Origin of the sequence: Citrobacter sp. BDA59-3, from assembly GCF_015167655.1 — a bacterium.
GTDB classification, from domain to species: domain Bacteria; phylum Pseudomonadota; class Gammaproteobacteria; order Enterobacterales; family Enterobacteriaceae; genus Phytobacter; species Phytobacter diazotrophicus.
Window position 1 is genome coordinate 2,316,964 of record NZ_CP063427.1, and the last position, 13,796, is coordinate 2,330,759.

Annotated in this window: 12 protein-coding genes; 5 read left to right on the plus strand and 7 right to left on the minus strand. The window is 50.0% G+C overall.

The features are described from left to right. Window positions 1-42 precede the first annotated feature (42 nt). On the plus strand, window positions 43-1,188 hold the full coding sequence (locus IP582_RS10895) for an NAD(P)/FAD-dependent oxidoreductase (protein WP_193795946.1): 1,146 nt from the start codon (window positions 43-45) through the stop codon (window positions 1,186-1,188). Between the two features lie 401 nt (window positions 1,189-1,589). Continuing rightward, the gene (locus IP582_RS10900) at window positions 1,590-2,366 is read left to right on the plus strand and encodes a BPL-N domain-containing protein (RefSeq protein ID WP_193795947.1); all 777 of its coding nucleotides are present in this window, start codon (window positions 1,590-1,592) and stop codon (window positions 2,364-2,366) included. Between the two features lie 26 nt (window positions 2,367-2,392). Here the strand turns inward: IP582_RS10900 and IP582_RS10905 are convergent, their stop codons facing one another. Both IP582_RS10905 and IP582_RS10910 read right to left on the minus strand, forming a co-directional pair. Then, window positions 2,393-2,980, minus strand: a complete 588-nt coding sequence (locus IP582_RS10905) for a TetR/AcrR family transcriptional regulator (protein WP_193795948.1) — start codon at window positions 2,978-2,980, stop codon at window positions 2,393-2,395. Window positions 2,981-3,139: 159 nt separating this feature from the next. Continuing rightward, entirely contained in the window at window positions 3,140-3,832 is a 693-nt protein-coding gene (locus tag IP582_RS10910; RefSeq protein ID WP_193795949.1) for a YafY family protein, read from the minus strand. A gap of 89 nt (window positions 3,833-3,921) precedes the next feature. On the opposite strand from IP582_RS10910, the gene IP582_RS10915 reads away from it, so the two are divergent. Beyond that, a complete protein-coding gene (locus IP582_RS10915; protein WP_193795950.1) occupies window positions 3,922-4,320 on the plus strand; it encodes a VOC family protein in 399 nt (132 codons plus the stop codon). 384 nt (window positions 4,321-4,704) lie between these two features. Here IP582_RS10915 and IP582_RS10920 read toward each other — a convergent pair whose 3' ends face one another. Genes IP582_RS10920 through IP582_RS10940 form a run of 5 tightly spaced genes read right to left on the minus strand, consistent with a single transcriptional unit; the run spans window position 4,705 to window position 10,311 of the window. Beyond that, window positions 4,705-5,682, minus strand: a complete 978-nt coding sequence (locus tag IP582_RS10920) for an ABC transporter ATP-binding protein (RefSeq protein WP_193795951.1) — start codon at window positions 5,680-5,682, stop codon at window positions 4,705-4,707. Further along, window positions 5,679-6,659 (minus strand): ABC transporter ATP-binding protein, encoded by a 981-nt coding sequence (locus IP582_RS10925; RefSeq protein WP_193795952.1) that lies wholly within the window; start codon window positions 6,657-6,659, stop codon window positions 5,679-5,681. Before IP582_RS10925 ends, IP582_RS10920 begins: the two co-directional genes overlap by 4 nt. Then, a complete protein-coding gene (opp4C, locus tag IP582_RS10930; protein WP_193795953.1) occupies window positions 6,656-7,603 on the minus strand; it encodes an oligopeptide ABC transporter permease in 948 nt (315 codons plus the stop codon). Before opp4C ends, IP582_RS10925 begins: the two co-directional genes overlap by 4 nt. Further along, window positions 7,603-8,562, minus strand: coding sequence for an ABC transporter permease (locus IP582_RS10935; RefSeq protein WP_193795954.1), 960 nt, complete (start codon window positions 8,560-8,562; stop codon window positions 7,603-7,605). The genes opp4C and IP582_RS10935 overlap by 1 nt, the downstream gene beginning before the upstream one ends. A 45-nt stretch (window positions 8,563-8,607) precedes the next feature. Next, window positions 8,608-10,311, minus strand: coding sequence for an ABC transporter substrate-binding protein (locus IP582_RS10940; protein WP_193795955.1), 1,704 nt, complete (start codon window positions 10,309-10,311; stop codon window positions 8,608-8,610). 618 nt (window positions 10,312-10,929) lie between these two features. Here IP582_RS10940 and IP582_RS10945 point away from each other — a divergent pair. Both IP582_RS10945 and IP582_RS10950 read left to right on the plus strand, forming a co-directional pair. Next, window positions 10,930-12,561: a class I SAM-dependent DNA methyltransferase gene (locus tag IP582_RS10945; RefSeq protein ID WP_193795956.1), complete on the plus strand. Its 1,632-nt coding sequence runs from the start codon at window positions 10,930-10,932 to the stop codon at window positions 12,559-12,561. After that, entirely contained in the window at window positions 12,558-13,766 is a 1,209-nt protein-coding gene (locus tag IP582_RS10950; RefSeq protein ID WP_193795957.1) for a restriction endonuclease subunit S, read from the plus strand. Before IP582_RS10945 ends, IP582_RS10950 begins: the two co-directional genes overlap by 4 nt. The last annotated feature ends 30 nt before the right edge of the window (window positions 13,767-13,796 follow it).

The following is a 13,796-nucleotide window of genomic DNA, read 5'->3' on the forward strand; positions in this document are numbered from 1 at the left end:
CTATTTATTTGCCTGATTTTAATGAATAAAGAGGAACACAGTATGACCGAATCGCATGAAATCGCCATTGTGGGTGGTGGTATTGGTGGACTGACACTGGCTCGCATTCTTCAACAAAACGGCTTAGACGCTGTGGTCTATGAACGGGATGCATCACGCTATGCACGTGACCAGGGAGGGACACTGGATATCCATGCTGATTCCGGGCAGGTTGCGATAAAAGCGGCGGGTTTAGAAGAAAAGTTTCATGCCCTTGCAAGGCCGGAAGGGCAGCAAATGCGCATTGTGGATAAAACGGGTCACTGTTTTTGGGAGGAGTCAGTTCCGGCAGATAATTTTGATCGACCGGAAATAGACCGCAAGCAACTGCGGGATCTGTTGATTGATTCTCTGGAGCCAGACCGCATACGCTGGGATCATCGTCTTGTCAGTACGCAACCTGCGGCAAAGGGTAACCATTCGCTCTTTTTTGAAAATGGTACGCAGATCCGGGCAAATATTCTTGTTGGCGCGGATGGCGCAGGTTCGCGGATCCGCCCGTTATTGACCTCTGAGGAGCCTTTTTATTCAGGTGTAAGCTTTATAGAAACAGAAATACTGAATCCAGACAGTGCATTCCCGGTTATTTCTGCAATGGTGGGTAAGGGGAGTTTTATGGCGCTTTCTGACAATAAAGGGCTGATTGCGCAGCGTAATGGCGATAATAAAATCCGTCTGTATATCGCTTTACGATTACCTGAAAATAGCGATCAAAGAAATGTCCAGTCACTCTGCCCGACAGAAACACGTGAGGCGCTGGAGACCCTCTTCGCTGACTGGGCCCCTGCGCTGAGAAATCTTATTCAGGCGAGTGAAGGGGCATTTTTACTGCGCCCCATTAATATGCTTCCTGTAGGGATCCAATGGGAAAATAATGCCAATATTACACTGCTGGGAGATGCTGCACATCTTATGTCGCCCTTTGCGGGTGCTGGCGCCAATCTGGCTATGCTCGATGCGTCAGAACTGGCCTGCGAGTTAGTGTCGGGTAACAATCCTGCTGAGGCTATTAAGCGCTATGAGGCAAGAATGTTCGCGCGTGCACGTTCCGCAGCACAAGAAAGCGCACGTAATCTTGAACTTAGCATTGCGATGAACGGCGCGGAAAATATGGCAAAATTGATCAGTTCATATTTACCCGGTTGTTAAGACTCACCTGGTTTTCTGTGTAGCGGCTTGTTAATCAAATTTATTGTACCGATAAATAACTTATTGCTGTCTCAGGAGACTTATATCCAAAGAGAGGGGCAGCGTCTGTGCTTTTAGGGATGCATCCTGCCGCGATGCCCTGGTGAGACGCAGACCGGCCAGCCGCACGCCATCTCTTTTCGCTGGTATATCTGTATCACTTTAAAAAATATAAACAAAATAGTTTAGATTACATTTTTATGATGAAAGACTTTTTCAATTGATTCCGAAAACTGTTGACAAACTCAACGGTAAAGATAAATTTGAGCAATTGCTCTAATTTAACGTAATCCTTTGAGGTAGCGTAAAAGTCATTCTCAGGGATTAATAAAAAACACGCCATGACCAGGGGAGACACCGCTATGTCACATTTTTTCCAGACAACGAAGTTAAAGAAAACAAATAGGTTAACCGTGGCGTTTGCTTTTGCTATTTTCACCGCCCCGACCTTAGCAAATTCTGCTACGTCAAAGGGTTATAATGTCGCCGTTCATCGGGGCCAGGCTGGATGTCCGGGGTGTTCCGAAATGGTTGTTAAATCTCTTATCGGCACTGGTTTGCCACTGCATATTTCTTATGTGGGTGAAAAAGAAAAGCTAAAACTCAATGAGCAAACGCTAAAGAAATTTGATATCTATATTCAGCCTGGCGGCGGTCAGGATATACCCGGTTCTTATGAGGTTATTGGCGATGAAGGTGCTGAGGCTATTCGTCAATTCGTGAAAAATGGCAAAGATTTTATTGGTATTTGCATGGGGGCCTATCTTGCCGATAAAGACTGGATAGGGCTCATTGACGCCCCCCTTGAGTCAGAAGTGGGAAGACCTGATTCACGCGCCAGGGATGAGGGAGATTACACCCTGCAAATCAAATGGAATAATAAGCAAGAAGCTTTTTACTTCCAGGATGGGCCCTATCTCAACAATACCACATCAGGCAATGGGTTCCAGGCGATCGCGTATTACGAGAATGGAGATATAGCCATCGCCAGTTATAAATATGGCAAAGGAAACGTCATATTATCAGGGCCGCATCCCGAAGCCGATGAGACCTGGATAGACACTGCCGCTGCAGGTAATACCACAGCGGAAAGTAAGATGCAGCGAATTCTTGGCTATTTTGGTATAAAAAAGAACTAATTTGCACAGCACGTTTTCATACGTGCTCAGGAGAATTTTCCAAGGATTTTAAAAGAAAGTTCAGATATTTCGTCAAGAAAATCACTTCTCTTGTTCTCTGAATAGTCGAGGATCAGCATACTGGAATATCCATCAATTAATGCGTTTATTTGTCTGGCTGATACAGAGGCGTTTACTGAAAGGAATTCGCCTTCATCAAGGCCATAGCCGATGATCTCTTCAAGGATATTGATCCATTGAAGAGATTGATTATGCACCAGATTAGCATAATCAGCATCACGCGCAGCCATCGGCCAGAGTTCAAGGTAGAGCAGCCAGTGTGCTGAGGGGGCATCAGGTAATAGCGTACTAATATAGAGCTTAACTCTGTCGGTAGCGCTCATCCCTGGCGAGGCTTTCAGGGTTTCCTTGCACTCTTGTATATCACCGTCAAACATATATTCAACAGTCGCTTTTTTTAACGTTTCCCAGTCGCGGTAATAATGATAAATGTGGCTTCTGGAAATATTAAGTTTTTGTGTTAAATCACGCGTGGAAACATTGCTGAATCCCTTTTCTCTGAAAAGCTGCAGAGCGGCTATCTTTATCAGTTCGGAAAAATTTGCCGTTTTCAAGATTTAACCTTTTTCAACGCATAAAATGAAATTATAACATAAGTGCTATAATCCTGCACGCTTTCAAGCGCTTAACGGCTATGTGCCAGAGCGTAAAACGAGCAATATATATTTTTGATTACTGCAGAGTTGATTGCAAACAAAAGACATACCTTGTTCTTAAATATCGTAGACTTGGGAGCTACGCCATTTTCTCCATTTTATCCTGAGGCTTTTGTTATCGATGCCAATTTTTTCGTTGAGAACAACAATATTCAACATGCGGTCAGCACGGAAATGGCGGAAGTCCAGTTTTTCCTCACACCATGCGATGAGCAAGCAATGCGTCAGGTCATATCCTAATATGATAGGCCAAATAATTCTTTTCGATATCGTTCCATCTGCGGCACGGTACTCCAGAAAAATTTTCCGGCTATCGCGTATTGCCGCCCGGATCAGGCGAGTATCTACTTTCTCGATGCCAGAGTTTTCGGGTTTAACGGCAACGGCTGCGTCATTTAAAAAACACATCAACTTGTCAGGAATCACCGAAGCTATTTTAGACAGGACATCATTTGCATTGTTAGCAAGGGTGGCATCCGGCAGGTGTTTGACTAATTCAACCCCCAAAAAGACCGCCTCTAGTTCTTCTGCGGTAAACATTAAAGGGGGCATATCGTAATCTGAGCGCAGTATGTATCCTGTTCCCGCTTCTCCCTCTACAGGAACCCGTTGCCCGGCCAGGTCGGCAATATCCCGATAAATCGTGCGCTTAGACACCTCAAGTTCTTCTGCCAGTCTTGCTGCAGTAACCGGAAGCTTTTTCCTGCGAAGTATTTGGATTATCTGGAAAAGCCTGTCCGCACGTCTCATTTATTTTTTCCTGTTGCCACCACGGTGTCAGTAGATATGAATGATGATACCTCCTGATGCTGTTCCTGCTGCAACCTGGAGAATATTGTATGAAATTAGTTTCTACCCGACTCATTGTGCAAGACATCAATAAAGTTGTTGAGTTTTATGAATTCGTTACAGGTGTTAGCGCTGACTGGCTTGCCCCGGTTTTTGCCGAAATTGTAACCCCGGGGGCCGTAATAGCCATTGGAAGCGAAGAAACGGTGGCAATGTTTAAGGAAGGGTGCGCAAAACCAGCCGCGAACCAATCCGCAATCCTTGAGTTTCTGGTAGAAGATGTAGACCATCAATTTAACAGATTAAAAGAATACGGTGTGGCGTTTGTCCATGAGCCAAAGGATATGCCCTGGGGGAACAGGACACTACAATTCCGCGACCCGGAGGGCACCCTCGTGTCATTATTCACACCTGTAACGGATAGCGCCAGACAGCGATTTAATCGGTAATTGTGCTCATAATCCCCTTAAGGCGCGACAAAAAGAAAATCCACGCGATGGCGTGGATTTTGTTAGAGGATAGTTGGGCCAGGTATGAAGCGGATTTACCCCTTGTTTCGGTGACAGTCGGGCCAGCATAAGAATTAAGTGATGGGTCACCGCAGTCCCTGATTTTCTGAAACTATTAATCATATTGTTATGTTTTTAAATGCTTTTGCTTGAAGAGGATAAAATGGGTAAGCAGTTATCTATCCCTTATCCGGGATGCGCGTTTACGGGTCATAAGGAACGAAGTTTAATGCGAATGTCAGATCGCGTGCGCCTGTTAGGGCGCGGCTGGTAACAAAGCCTTATAGGCGCATCTGAAAAACCTCCACCTATGCCAGAGCATATTTATTGCGCCGACTCCACCCAGTGGCACGCCACCTGATGACCAGGGCGCACTTCGCGCAGTTCCGGAATTTCAATGCGGCAGCGTTCCGTTGCCTGCGGGCAGCGTGAAGAGAAACGGCAACCGGAGGGCGGGCGTGACGGATCGGGTATTTCTCCCTGCACCACCGCCACGGGCTCGCTTTCCGGGTCGAGCGTCGGCACCGCCGCCAGCAGCGCCTGGGTGTAAGGGTGCAGCGGCTGGCTGAACAGCGCATCGCGGCTGGCGGTTTCCACCAGTTTCCCCAGATACATCACTGCCACGTCATCACACAAATGTTCCACGACACCAAGATCGTGAGAGATAAACAAGAAGGTGACACCGTGCTCATCACGCAGATCGGAGAACAGATTAATGATTTGCGCCTGGATGGAGACATCCAGAGCCGAGATGGGTTCGTCGGCGATAATAAAATCCGGGTTGAGGATCAGCGCGCGGGCAATGCCAATACGCTGGCGCTGGCCGCCGGAGAACTCATGGGGAAAGCGGTTGTAATGCTGCGGCGCCAGGCCACAGATTTTCATCACCTCCAGCACTTTGTCGCGCAGTTCCGCTTTGCTGCACAGCTTGTGTTCCAGCATCGCTTCGCCGATCGCATCGCCAATGCGAATGCGCGGGTTCAGCGAGCTGTAAGGATCCTGAAATACCAGTTGGATTTTCGGGCGCAGCGCACGCATCTGTTTCGGCGTCAAATCCTGCAACTCTTGCCCGCGATACTTCACGCTACCCGCCGTTTTGTCATACAGCCCCAGCAGCGTGCGTCCGACGGTGGTTTTACCGCTGCCGGATTCGCCCACCAGGCCAAAAATGGTGCCGGGTCGAATGTTAAAACTGACACCATCCACGGCGCGTAGCTGTCCGGTTTCCTGACCAAACAGCCCGTCGCGCAGCGGGAAGTGCTTTTTCAGACCATCTACTTCAATGACATATTGCTGGCTCATGCAACCGGCTCCGCTAACTCAGTGTGAATACATGCGGCTTGCCGCGTTTGCCCGATCAGCGGCGGAATGCCCGCGCGGCACTGCGGCGTAGCGCGTTCGCAGCGATCGTAGAACGCGCAGTACGGCGGCAGTTCGGCCAGATCCGGCACCTGGCCGGGAATCGAATAGAGGCGGCGTCGGCGCTCACCCGGAACAGGGCGCGACGCGATCAGCCCTTTGGTATAAGGGTGCAGCGGGGTACGCAGCACGTCGGCGGTCGGACCTTGCTCAACGATGCGCCCGGCGTACATCACTACGACGTGTTCCGCCATCTGTGCGATAACACCCAAATCATGAGTGATCAGCATCAGCGCCATCTGCTGCGCCCGCGCCTGGTCACGCAGTAAGCGCAGGATTTGCGCCTGCACGGTGACATCCAGCGCCGTGGTTGGCTCGTCGGCAATCAGCAGTTTTGGCTGGCAGCTTAGCGCCATGGCAATCATGATGCGCTGCAACATGCCGCCGGAAAGCTGGTGCGGATAGCTGCTCATCAGGCTCTCCGCCCGCGCCAGCCCGACATCGGCGATCAGTTGCGTGGCATGCGCCCAGGCTGCTTTGGGTGTTTCACCGCGATGGCGAATCAGCGGTTCGCAGAGCTGCTCGCCGATGGTCAGCACCGGGTTGAGCGCCGTCATCGGCTCCTGAAAAATCATCGCTAACTGATTACCACGCAGATCGGCCATTTTCGATGGCTTCAGACGCAGCAGATCGGTGCCCTGAAAGCGGATTTCTCCACCGTCGATACGCGCAACCTGCGGCGGTAACAGCCCCATCAGCGACATGGCGGTAACGCTTTTGCCGCAGCCGGATTCACCCACCACGCCAATGGTTTGCCCGGCCTGAATGGCAAATGAGACATTCTGCACAGCGCGCACGCGCCCCTGCTCGCTGGCGAAGGAGATGGATAAGTTGTTAAAGGTAATTAGCGGCTCGCTCATTTCAGGCTCCGTTTCATCTTCGGGTCCAGCGCATCGCGCAGGCCATCGCCCAGCACGTTAATGGCGATGACGGTCAGAAAAATGGCGATACCTGGCGGCATCCACAGCCACGGGCGACGCTGAAAATCGATCAGGCTGTTGGCCGCATCCATCATATTACCCCACGACGGTGTTGGCGGTACGACGCCAAGGCCGAGATAGCTGAGCGCAGATTCCATCAGAATGGCATTTGCCACCGCCATCGTCGCCATCACCACCAGAATGGGAATGGTGTTCGGTAACAGATGGCCGAACAGGCGGCGGCGCGAAGAGAGGCCCAGTACCTGCGTCGCCAACATAAAATCGCGTTCGCGCAGCGAGAGGATTTGCCCGCGCACCAGCCGCGCCAGCTTTGGCCACTCCAGCAGGCTGAGCATCACCACCACCATGTAGATGCGCGAATCGGGCGAGAAATCGAGCTCTGACAACATCGCCCCGGCGACAATCAGCAGCGGCAGGCTGGGGATCGTCATCACCAGATCCGCAAGGCGCATAATCAGTTTGTCCGTCCAGCCGCCGACATAACCGGAGATCGCGCCCAGCAGGTAGCCCAGCGCCACCGAAAGCAGCATGGTCAACAGGCCAATAATCAGCGAGATACGCCCGGCAAGCAGCAGGCGGGTATAAATATCGCGGCCAAGAAAATCGGTGCCCAGCCAGTGCGCTGCGCCAGGCGGTTTATTGATCATCAGCGCGTCAGTGGCGTCATCTTTCCACGGCGACCACACCGGCCCCAGTACGCACCAGATGGTCATGACCACCAGCAGAACCAGACACAACATCGCCAGATGATTGTGGCACAGCGCTTTCCACGCCTGACGCCACGGAGAGGGAGTGGCCTGCGCCAGCGCCGGAATTTCCGCCTTGCGCAGGCGGCGATTCGTTGAGAAAAGGGAACCGAACATCACGACCTCACGCGAATGCGCGGGTCGGCCCACGCGTACAGCACATCGGCAATCAGGTTGCCAACAATGGTTAATACCGCCAGAAACAGGGTCAATCCCATCAGCACCGGGTAATCGCGGGCGGCCAGCGAATCAATATGGATATGTCCCGCGCCCGGCCAGTTAAACACCTTTTCGGTGATGATCGCGCCGGAAAATAGCCCCGGCAGCTCAAAACCGAGCAGGGTGATGATCGGCAGCAGCGCATTGCGCAGCGCGTGTTTGAGGATCACCGTACGTTCGCGCAGCCCTTTGGCGCGCGCGGTGCGGATAAAATCCATCTTCACCACGTCCAGCATGCTGGCGCGGAAGTAGCGCGTCAGGCTGCCCGCCTGCAACATGACCAGCGCCATAACCGGCAACGCCAGATGCGCCGCAACCTGCATCACCCACGCCCAGCCGCTGTCGTCGCTGCCAGTGTTGGTCATGCCGCCCACCGGCAACCAGTGCAGATCGACTGCGAACCACTTAATCAGCAACAGGCAGAGGAAAAAGGTCGGGAATGACATGGCGGCGAACACCACCACGCTTACCAGATGATCGAACAGCGAATTGGGTTTCAGCGCAGAGGCAATGCCCACCGCCAGCCCGATGCCCCAGTAAAACACCAGCGCAACACTTGCCAGCAGGAACGAGTTCCAGATGTACTGGTTAAGTAGCTGGCTTACCGGGATTTGGTATTGCAGAGAGAACCCCAAATTGCCGCGCAGCAACTGGCCGAGCCAGTGCAGATAACGGCTGAAGAGTGGTTGATCGAGGCCATAAATGGCTTTCAGTTCGGCGGCGCGGGTGGCGGTGAGGGTAATGTTACCGTCGATAAAGTCGCCCGGCGTTTTTGCGAACAGCATAAAAATAATCAGGGATGCGAGCAGCAGCATTGGCAGGGTTTGCAGCAGTCGCCTGAGGATAAAATTTCGCATAGCTTTCTCATGACAACTGCCGGAGATCCCCGGCAGTTGTTAGTGTCACTTGACGATTTTCACATCCGGCAGGCTACCGGTCAGTCCGTTGTAGATATCCGGCTTAAAGCCGCTGACGCGGGCGCTGCTGGCCGACAGAATCTCGCGGTTACCCAGCAGAATCGCCGGTGGATCGTCCGCCAGCACTTTATAGAGCTGGTGATAAATCGGTTTGCGTTTTTCCACGTCCAGCACCGCATTGCCTTCATTGATCAGCTTATCAACCTGCGGATTGTTATAGCCGGACTCTTTCGCTTCTGTGCTGTAGTAATCCCACACACCATCATGCGGATCGTTGAGCGTGCTGGTGCTGAAAGAGGCCAGGTCATAGTTGCCCGCTTTGCGTTGCGCCATCAGGGCGTTGAAATCCACCACCTGCGGTTTCAGCAGCACGCCAATCTGCTGCCAGTTCTCTTTGGCGATGGGGATCAGCGCATCGTTCAGTACTTTCTTGCTTACCAGCAGCGTCAGCTCCAGACGTTTACCGTCCTTCACGCGTATGCCGTCCGGCCCCGGTTTCCAGCCCGCTTCATCAAGCAGTTTCTTCGCCTGCGCCGGGTCGAATTTGTACGGGTTCACGCCGTCGGTGTTATACGCCCATGAAATCGGGGCGATAGGTTCAATCGCCACTTTGCCGTAGCCCTGATAAACCACATCAATCAGCTTCTGGCGATCGAGGCCGTAAATCAGCGCCTGGCGCACTTTCACGTCCTGTAACGCCGGGCGACGCACGTTAAATTCCACTTTGCTGTAGTCGCTGGAGCCGAACAGGTTGATATTGGCGAAGCCCAGCATTTTCAGTTGTTCGATATCATCCGGGCGCGAAGTGAACGCGTCATAATCGGTTTCGCCGGTTTGGAACAACTGGAAGTTGGTGGACGGGTTGGTCACGCGGTAGATAAAGCGCGGCGTCGGCGGTGTGCCACGGTAGAAATGGGTGTTGGCGTGGAAACGAATCTCCTGGCCCGGAATATATTTTTCATAGACATACGGCCCGTTGCCCAGCGGTTTGCCGTGCAGCGTACGCAAATAATCGAGGTTGCCGCGCTGATACCCTTTACCGTAATACGCTTTTGACAGCACCGGGCCGCCGATTTTCGCCAGCGTTGTCGCGCCTGGCTGCGTGGTGGTGACCTGCAAGGTCAGCGGGTCGATCACTTTCAGGCCGCTGACGCTATCGGCTTTCCCGGCTTTATACTCCGCGCCGCCCGCAATATTGGCGAGGGTGATATCAGTATCGCCATCGTATTTCGGGTCATACAGCACGGTCAGGGTAAACGCCACGTCTTCAGCGGTCAGCGGCGAGCCATCGCTAAAAGTCAGGTTCGGGCGCAGCTTAATGGTATAGACCTTGTTGTCCGGGCTGACGCTCCAGCTTTCCGCCAGGCCTGGCACCAGATTACCGTGGCTGTCCCAGTCGATCAGGCGTGAGAAAATCACATTGGTGACGTTTTCGTCCCAGCCGTTGACAAAGAAATAGGGGTTAAAAATACCCTGCGGTTCAGAAATGCCTGCCACCACAGTGTCTTTACGCAGCTTTGCCGCCGCCGGGATCTGGCTAGCATCCGTCGCTGGCGTAATCCCTTCTTTTAAGGCTTCATCGGCAAACGATGCAGAAGAGAAAGCCACCACGCTGCTGAGCAGGGCAATTTTGAGGGTAAGGGTAAAGTGCGTGGGTTTTGTTTTTAAGCGGGTCAGTAAGGTGGACAAAATTGCTCCCTCATCAAGTAATTGCGTAAAATTTACAAATCATGACGAAGATAAGAGCCGTAGTTCCCCCTGTCTAACAATGAAAATGCATGGCTTATAACAAATCATCCTTAGCAAATTAATGTTAAATCAAAGCTTAATTTCAGCTAAAGAAGGTGAGACATCTATGTACTCATTTTAGACTGCGCTTCCATGAGACAATATGGAATAAAAAAATCCACGCAACTGCGTGGATTTTAGCGGGTTTTGTGAGCTCCATGAGATGTTCTGACACCTCATGAGACAACAAAACTTATTTAGACGTTAAAACATGCTACTTAATTTATTTTTTTGATATTTATATATAATTTTTATTTATATTATGCTTTGTACTCACCGCTGTACTCATTTGCTGTGATGCTTCATTGTTACTGTGCAACTACCATACGAATACGTGAAATGGAGTCTTGTAGTACTTGATTAGCTCACTTCTTCATCTTTCCTGTTGCTCTAACGGGAAAAAGCGCCAAAGAAACATTTTTCATTGGTACAATAGAACAACTTGTCTCTGGCTTCGGCCAAACTCCATTTGCCATCTCTGATCGCCATATCAGAGACGTAAAAGTTATCAGGAATCATATGTTAACAGGTAAGCTACGCAACCAGGTTGATGAGATCTGGACCTCCTTCTGGACCGGTGGAATCGCTAATCCCACTTCGGTTATCGAACAATTCACCTATCTACTGTTTATCCGTCGTCTGGATGAGCTTGAGATGCAGCGTGAAAATCAGGCGTTGTTGCGTAACAGTGGCCTGCAAAACGCGCTTTTCCCGCCTGACAAACAGCACTACCGCTGGAACAAATTCAAGAACATTGACCCTGAGGAAATGTTTGAGCTTGTAAAGGACAAGGTTTTCCCGTTTATCAAGACTATTCACGGTCAGCAAAGCGCATTCGCTCGCCACATGAAAGACGCCATCTTCATGATTCCGAGCGCCTCAATGCTGGATAAAGTGGTTAACTTGATCGACAAGCTGGAAATGGACGATCGTGATACCAAAGGCGATCTCTACGAATACATGTTGAGCAAGTTGGGATCAGCAGGGACCAACGGCCAGTTCCGTACCCCTCGTCATATTATCAAAATGATGGTGAATATGACCGAGCCAAAACTTGGTGGCGACAGCAGCGATGTGATTTGTGACCCGGCTTCCGGCACCTGTGGCTTCCTGATGGCCGCGGAAGAATATGTGCGCACACACCATAAAACTGCGTTAATGAAGCCAGAAAACAGCGCCCATTTCCATAATGTGATGTTCAATGCTTACGATTTTGATCAGTCGATGCTGCGCATTGGCGCCATGAACATGATGCAGCATGGCGTGGATAACCCTGTTGTGGAATATCGCGACAGCCTGATGGATTACGGCGAAGAGAACATTAAAGACAAATTCACTCTAATCCTGGCTAACCCGCCGTTTAAGGGCAGCGTGGCCTACGATGAACTGTCGCCAGATTTGCTGACCGCACTGGGCAAATCGCCGAAAAAAGCCGAAAAGAAAGTCGTTAAGACAGAAGGCGGCGAAGAGAAGAAGAAAAAAGACCCAACCGAGAAAACAGAGCTGTTGTTCCTGGCGCTGATCCTGCGCATGCTGCAGCCGGGTGGACGCGCAGCCGTGATTGTGCCAGACGGCGTATTGTTTGGTTCGACAAAATCGCACCGTGAAATTCGTAAAACGCTGGTGGAAAAGCATAAGCTGGATGCGGTGGTTTCCCTGCCTTCTGGGGTGTTTAAACCTTACGCGGGTGTTTCCACCGCCATTCTATTCTTCACCAAAACCAACAGCGGCGGGACGGATGACGTATGGTTTTATGATATGCAGGCTGATGGCTTCTCGCTGGACGATAAGCGTACGCCGCTAATTAAAGACCAGGCATTGACCACCGAAGCGGACGCCGTTGATGAGAAGGCTGTGGAAGGCGCGCAGGCTCCTTCAGAATTACCGAATCACAAACTCAGCAATATCCCGGACGTCCTGTGGCGCTGGCAAAATGCGCATAAAGAGATTAGCCGTAAGCGCACCGATCAAAGCTTCTTTGTCCCGAAAAGCGAGATTGTGGAGAAAGAGTACGATCTCAGCATCAACCGTTATAAAGAGACGGTGTATGAGGAAGTGAAGTACGATTCTCCAACGGTGATTTTGAAGCGGATCAAAGAACTGCAAAAGGCGATGGATCAGGGGATTGCTGAATTGGAGAAGATGCTGTGAGTTGGCCGATGGTGAAAATTGGCGAGTTAGGTACTGTTTATTCTGGCGGAACGCCGTCTAGAAGTAACTCTTCATATTGGGGCCGCGGAATTAAATGGCTTGCTATAAGTGATTATAGTGATTTCTCCCTTGTACAGGAAACTAAGGAACAAATCACATTAGAAGGATTAAATAATAGTTCAGCTAAGATCTTTGATGAAGGTACTGTAATAATATCTATTTTTGCTACCCTTGGTAGGGTTGCTATTTTAGGTGATAAAATGGCGACTAATCAGGCGATTGCTGGTATAAAATGTAATGACTCGGTTAATAATCGCTTTCTTATGTATTCTCTTAAGTCGAAGTTGAAAGAAATCACCGATAAGTCAGAGGGTGTGGCACAAAAAAATATTAACCTTAATATTTTGAAAAATCTTCAAGTACAGCTACCTCCTCTTAATATCCAAGAAGGCATTGTAGATATGTTGGACAGGGTTTTTCTATCGTTGAATCAATCTCGTAAAATAGAAAATGAGCTCAACGCACTGGCTCAAGCTGTCTATGAATCTAGTGTGGGAATATCTGCAAAAGAACATTCTAACTGGAGTAGTTACACCATTTCAGAACTTTGCGATACAAGCAAAAACAGCATGCGTACAGGTCCATTTGGCAGTGATTTAAAACATTCAGAATTTGTCTCTGCTGGTGTTGCCGTAATCGGTATTGACAATGCGGTTTCAAATGAGTTTCGTTGGGTTGAACGGCGTTTCATAACAAAACAAAAGTATGAAAAATTAAAAAGATATACTGTTCTTCCTCATGATGTAATCATCACCATCATGGGGACGACTGGTCGGGTTGCTGTGATTCCTGCCGATATACCGCTTGCAATTTCCACCAAGCACCTAGCAGTTTTAACACTTGATAAAAATAAGGCTAATCCTTATTTTATAGCTGATACTCTTAAATGGAATACTCATGTCATAGAGCAAATTAAGAGAAGTAATAAGGGGGCTATCATGGATGGGTTGAATCTGGGGACAATAAAATCACTAGACATTGTGCTTCCTCCAAAAGAAATACAAGATGAGTATGTTCTAAAAGCGAAAGCTATTCAGGATAGAATTGCAGAAGCAAAGGAACTGAGTTTGACTCTTGAATTACAGTTCAACGCTCTAATGCAACGCGCCTTCTCCGGAAAACTGGACCTCAAAAAAGTGGCCTGATAAGTAAGGATACCCGATGTCGAATTTTGC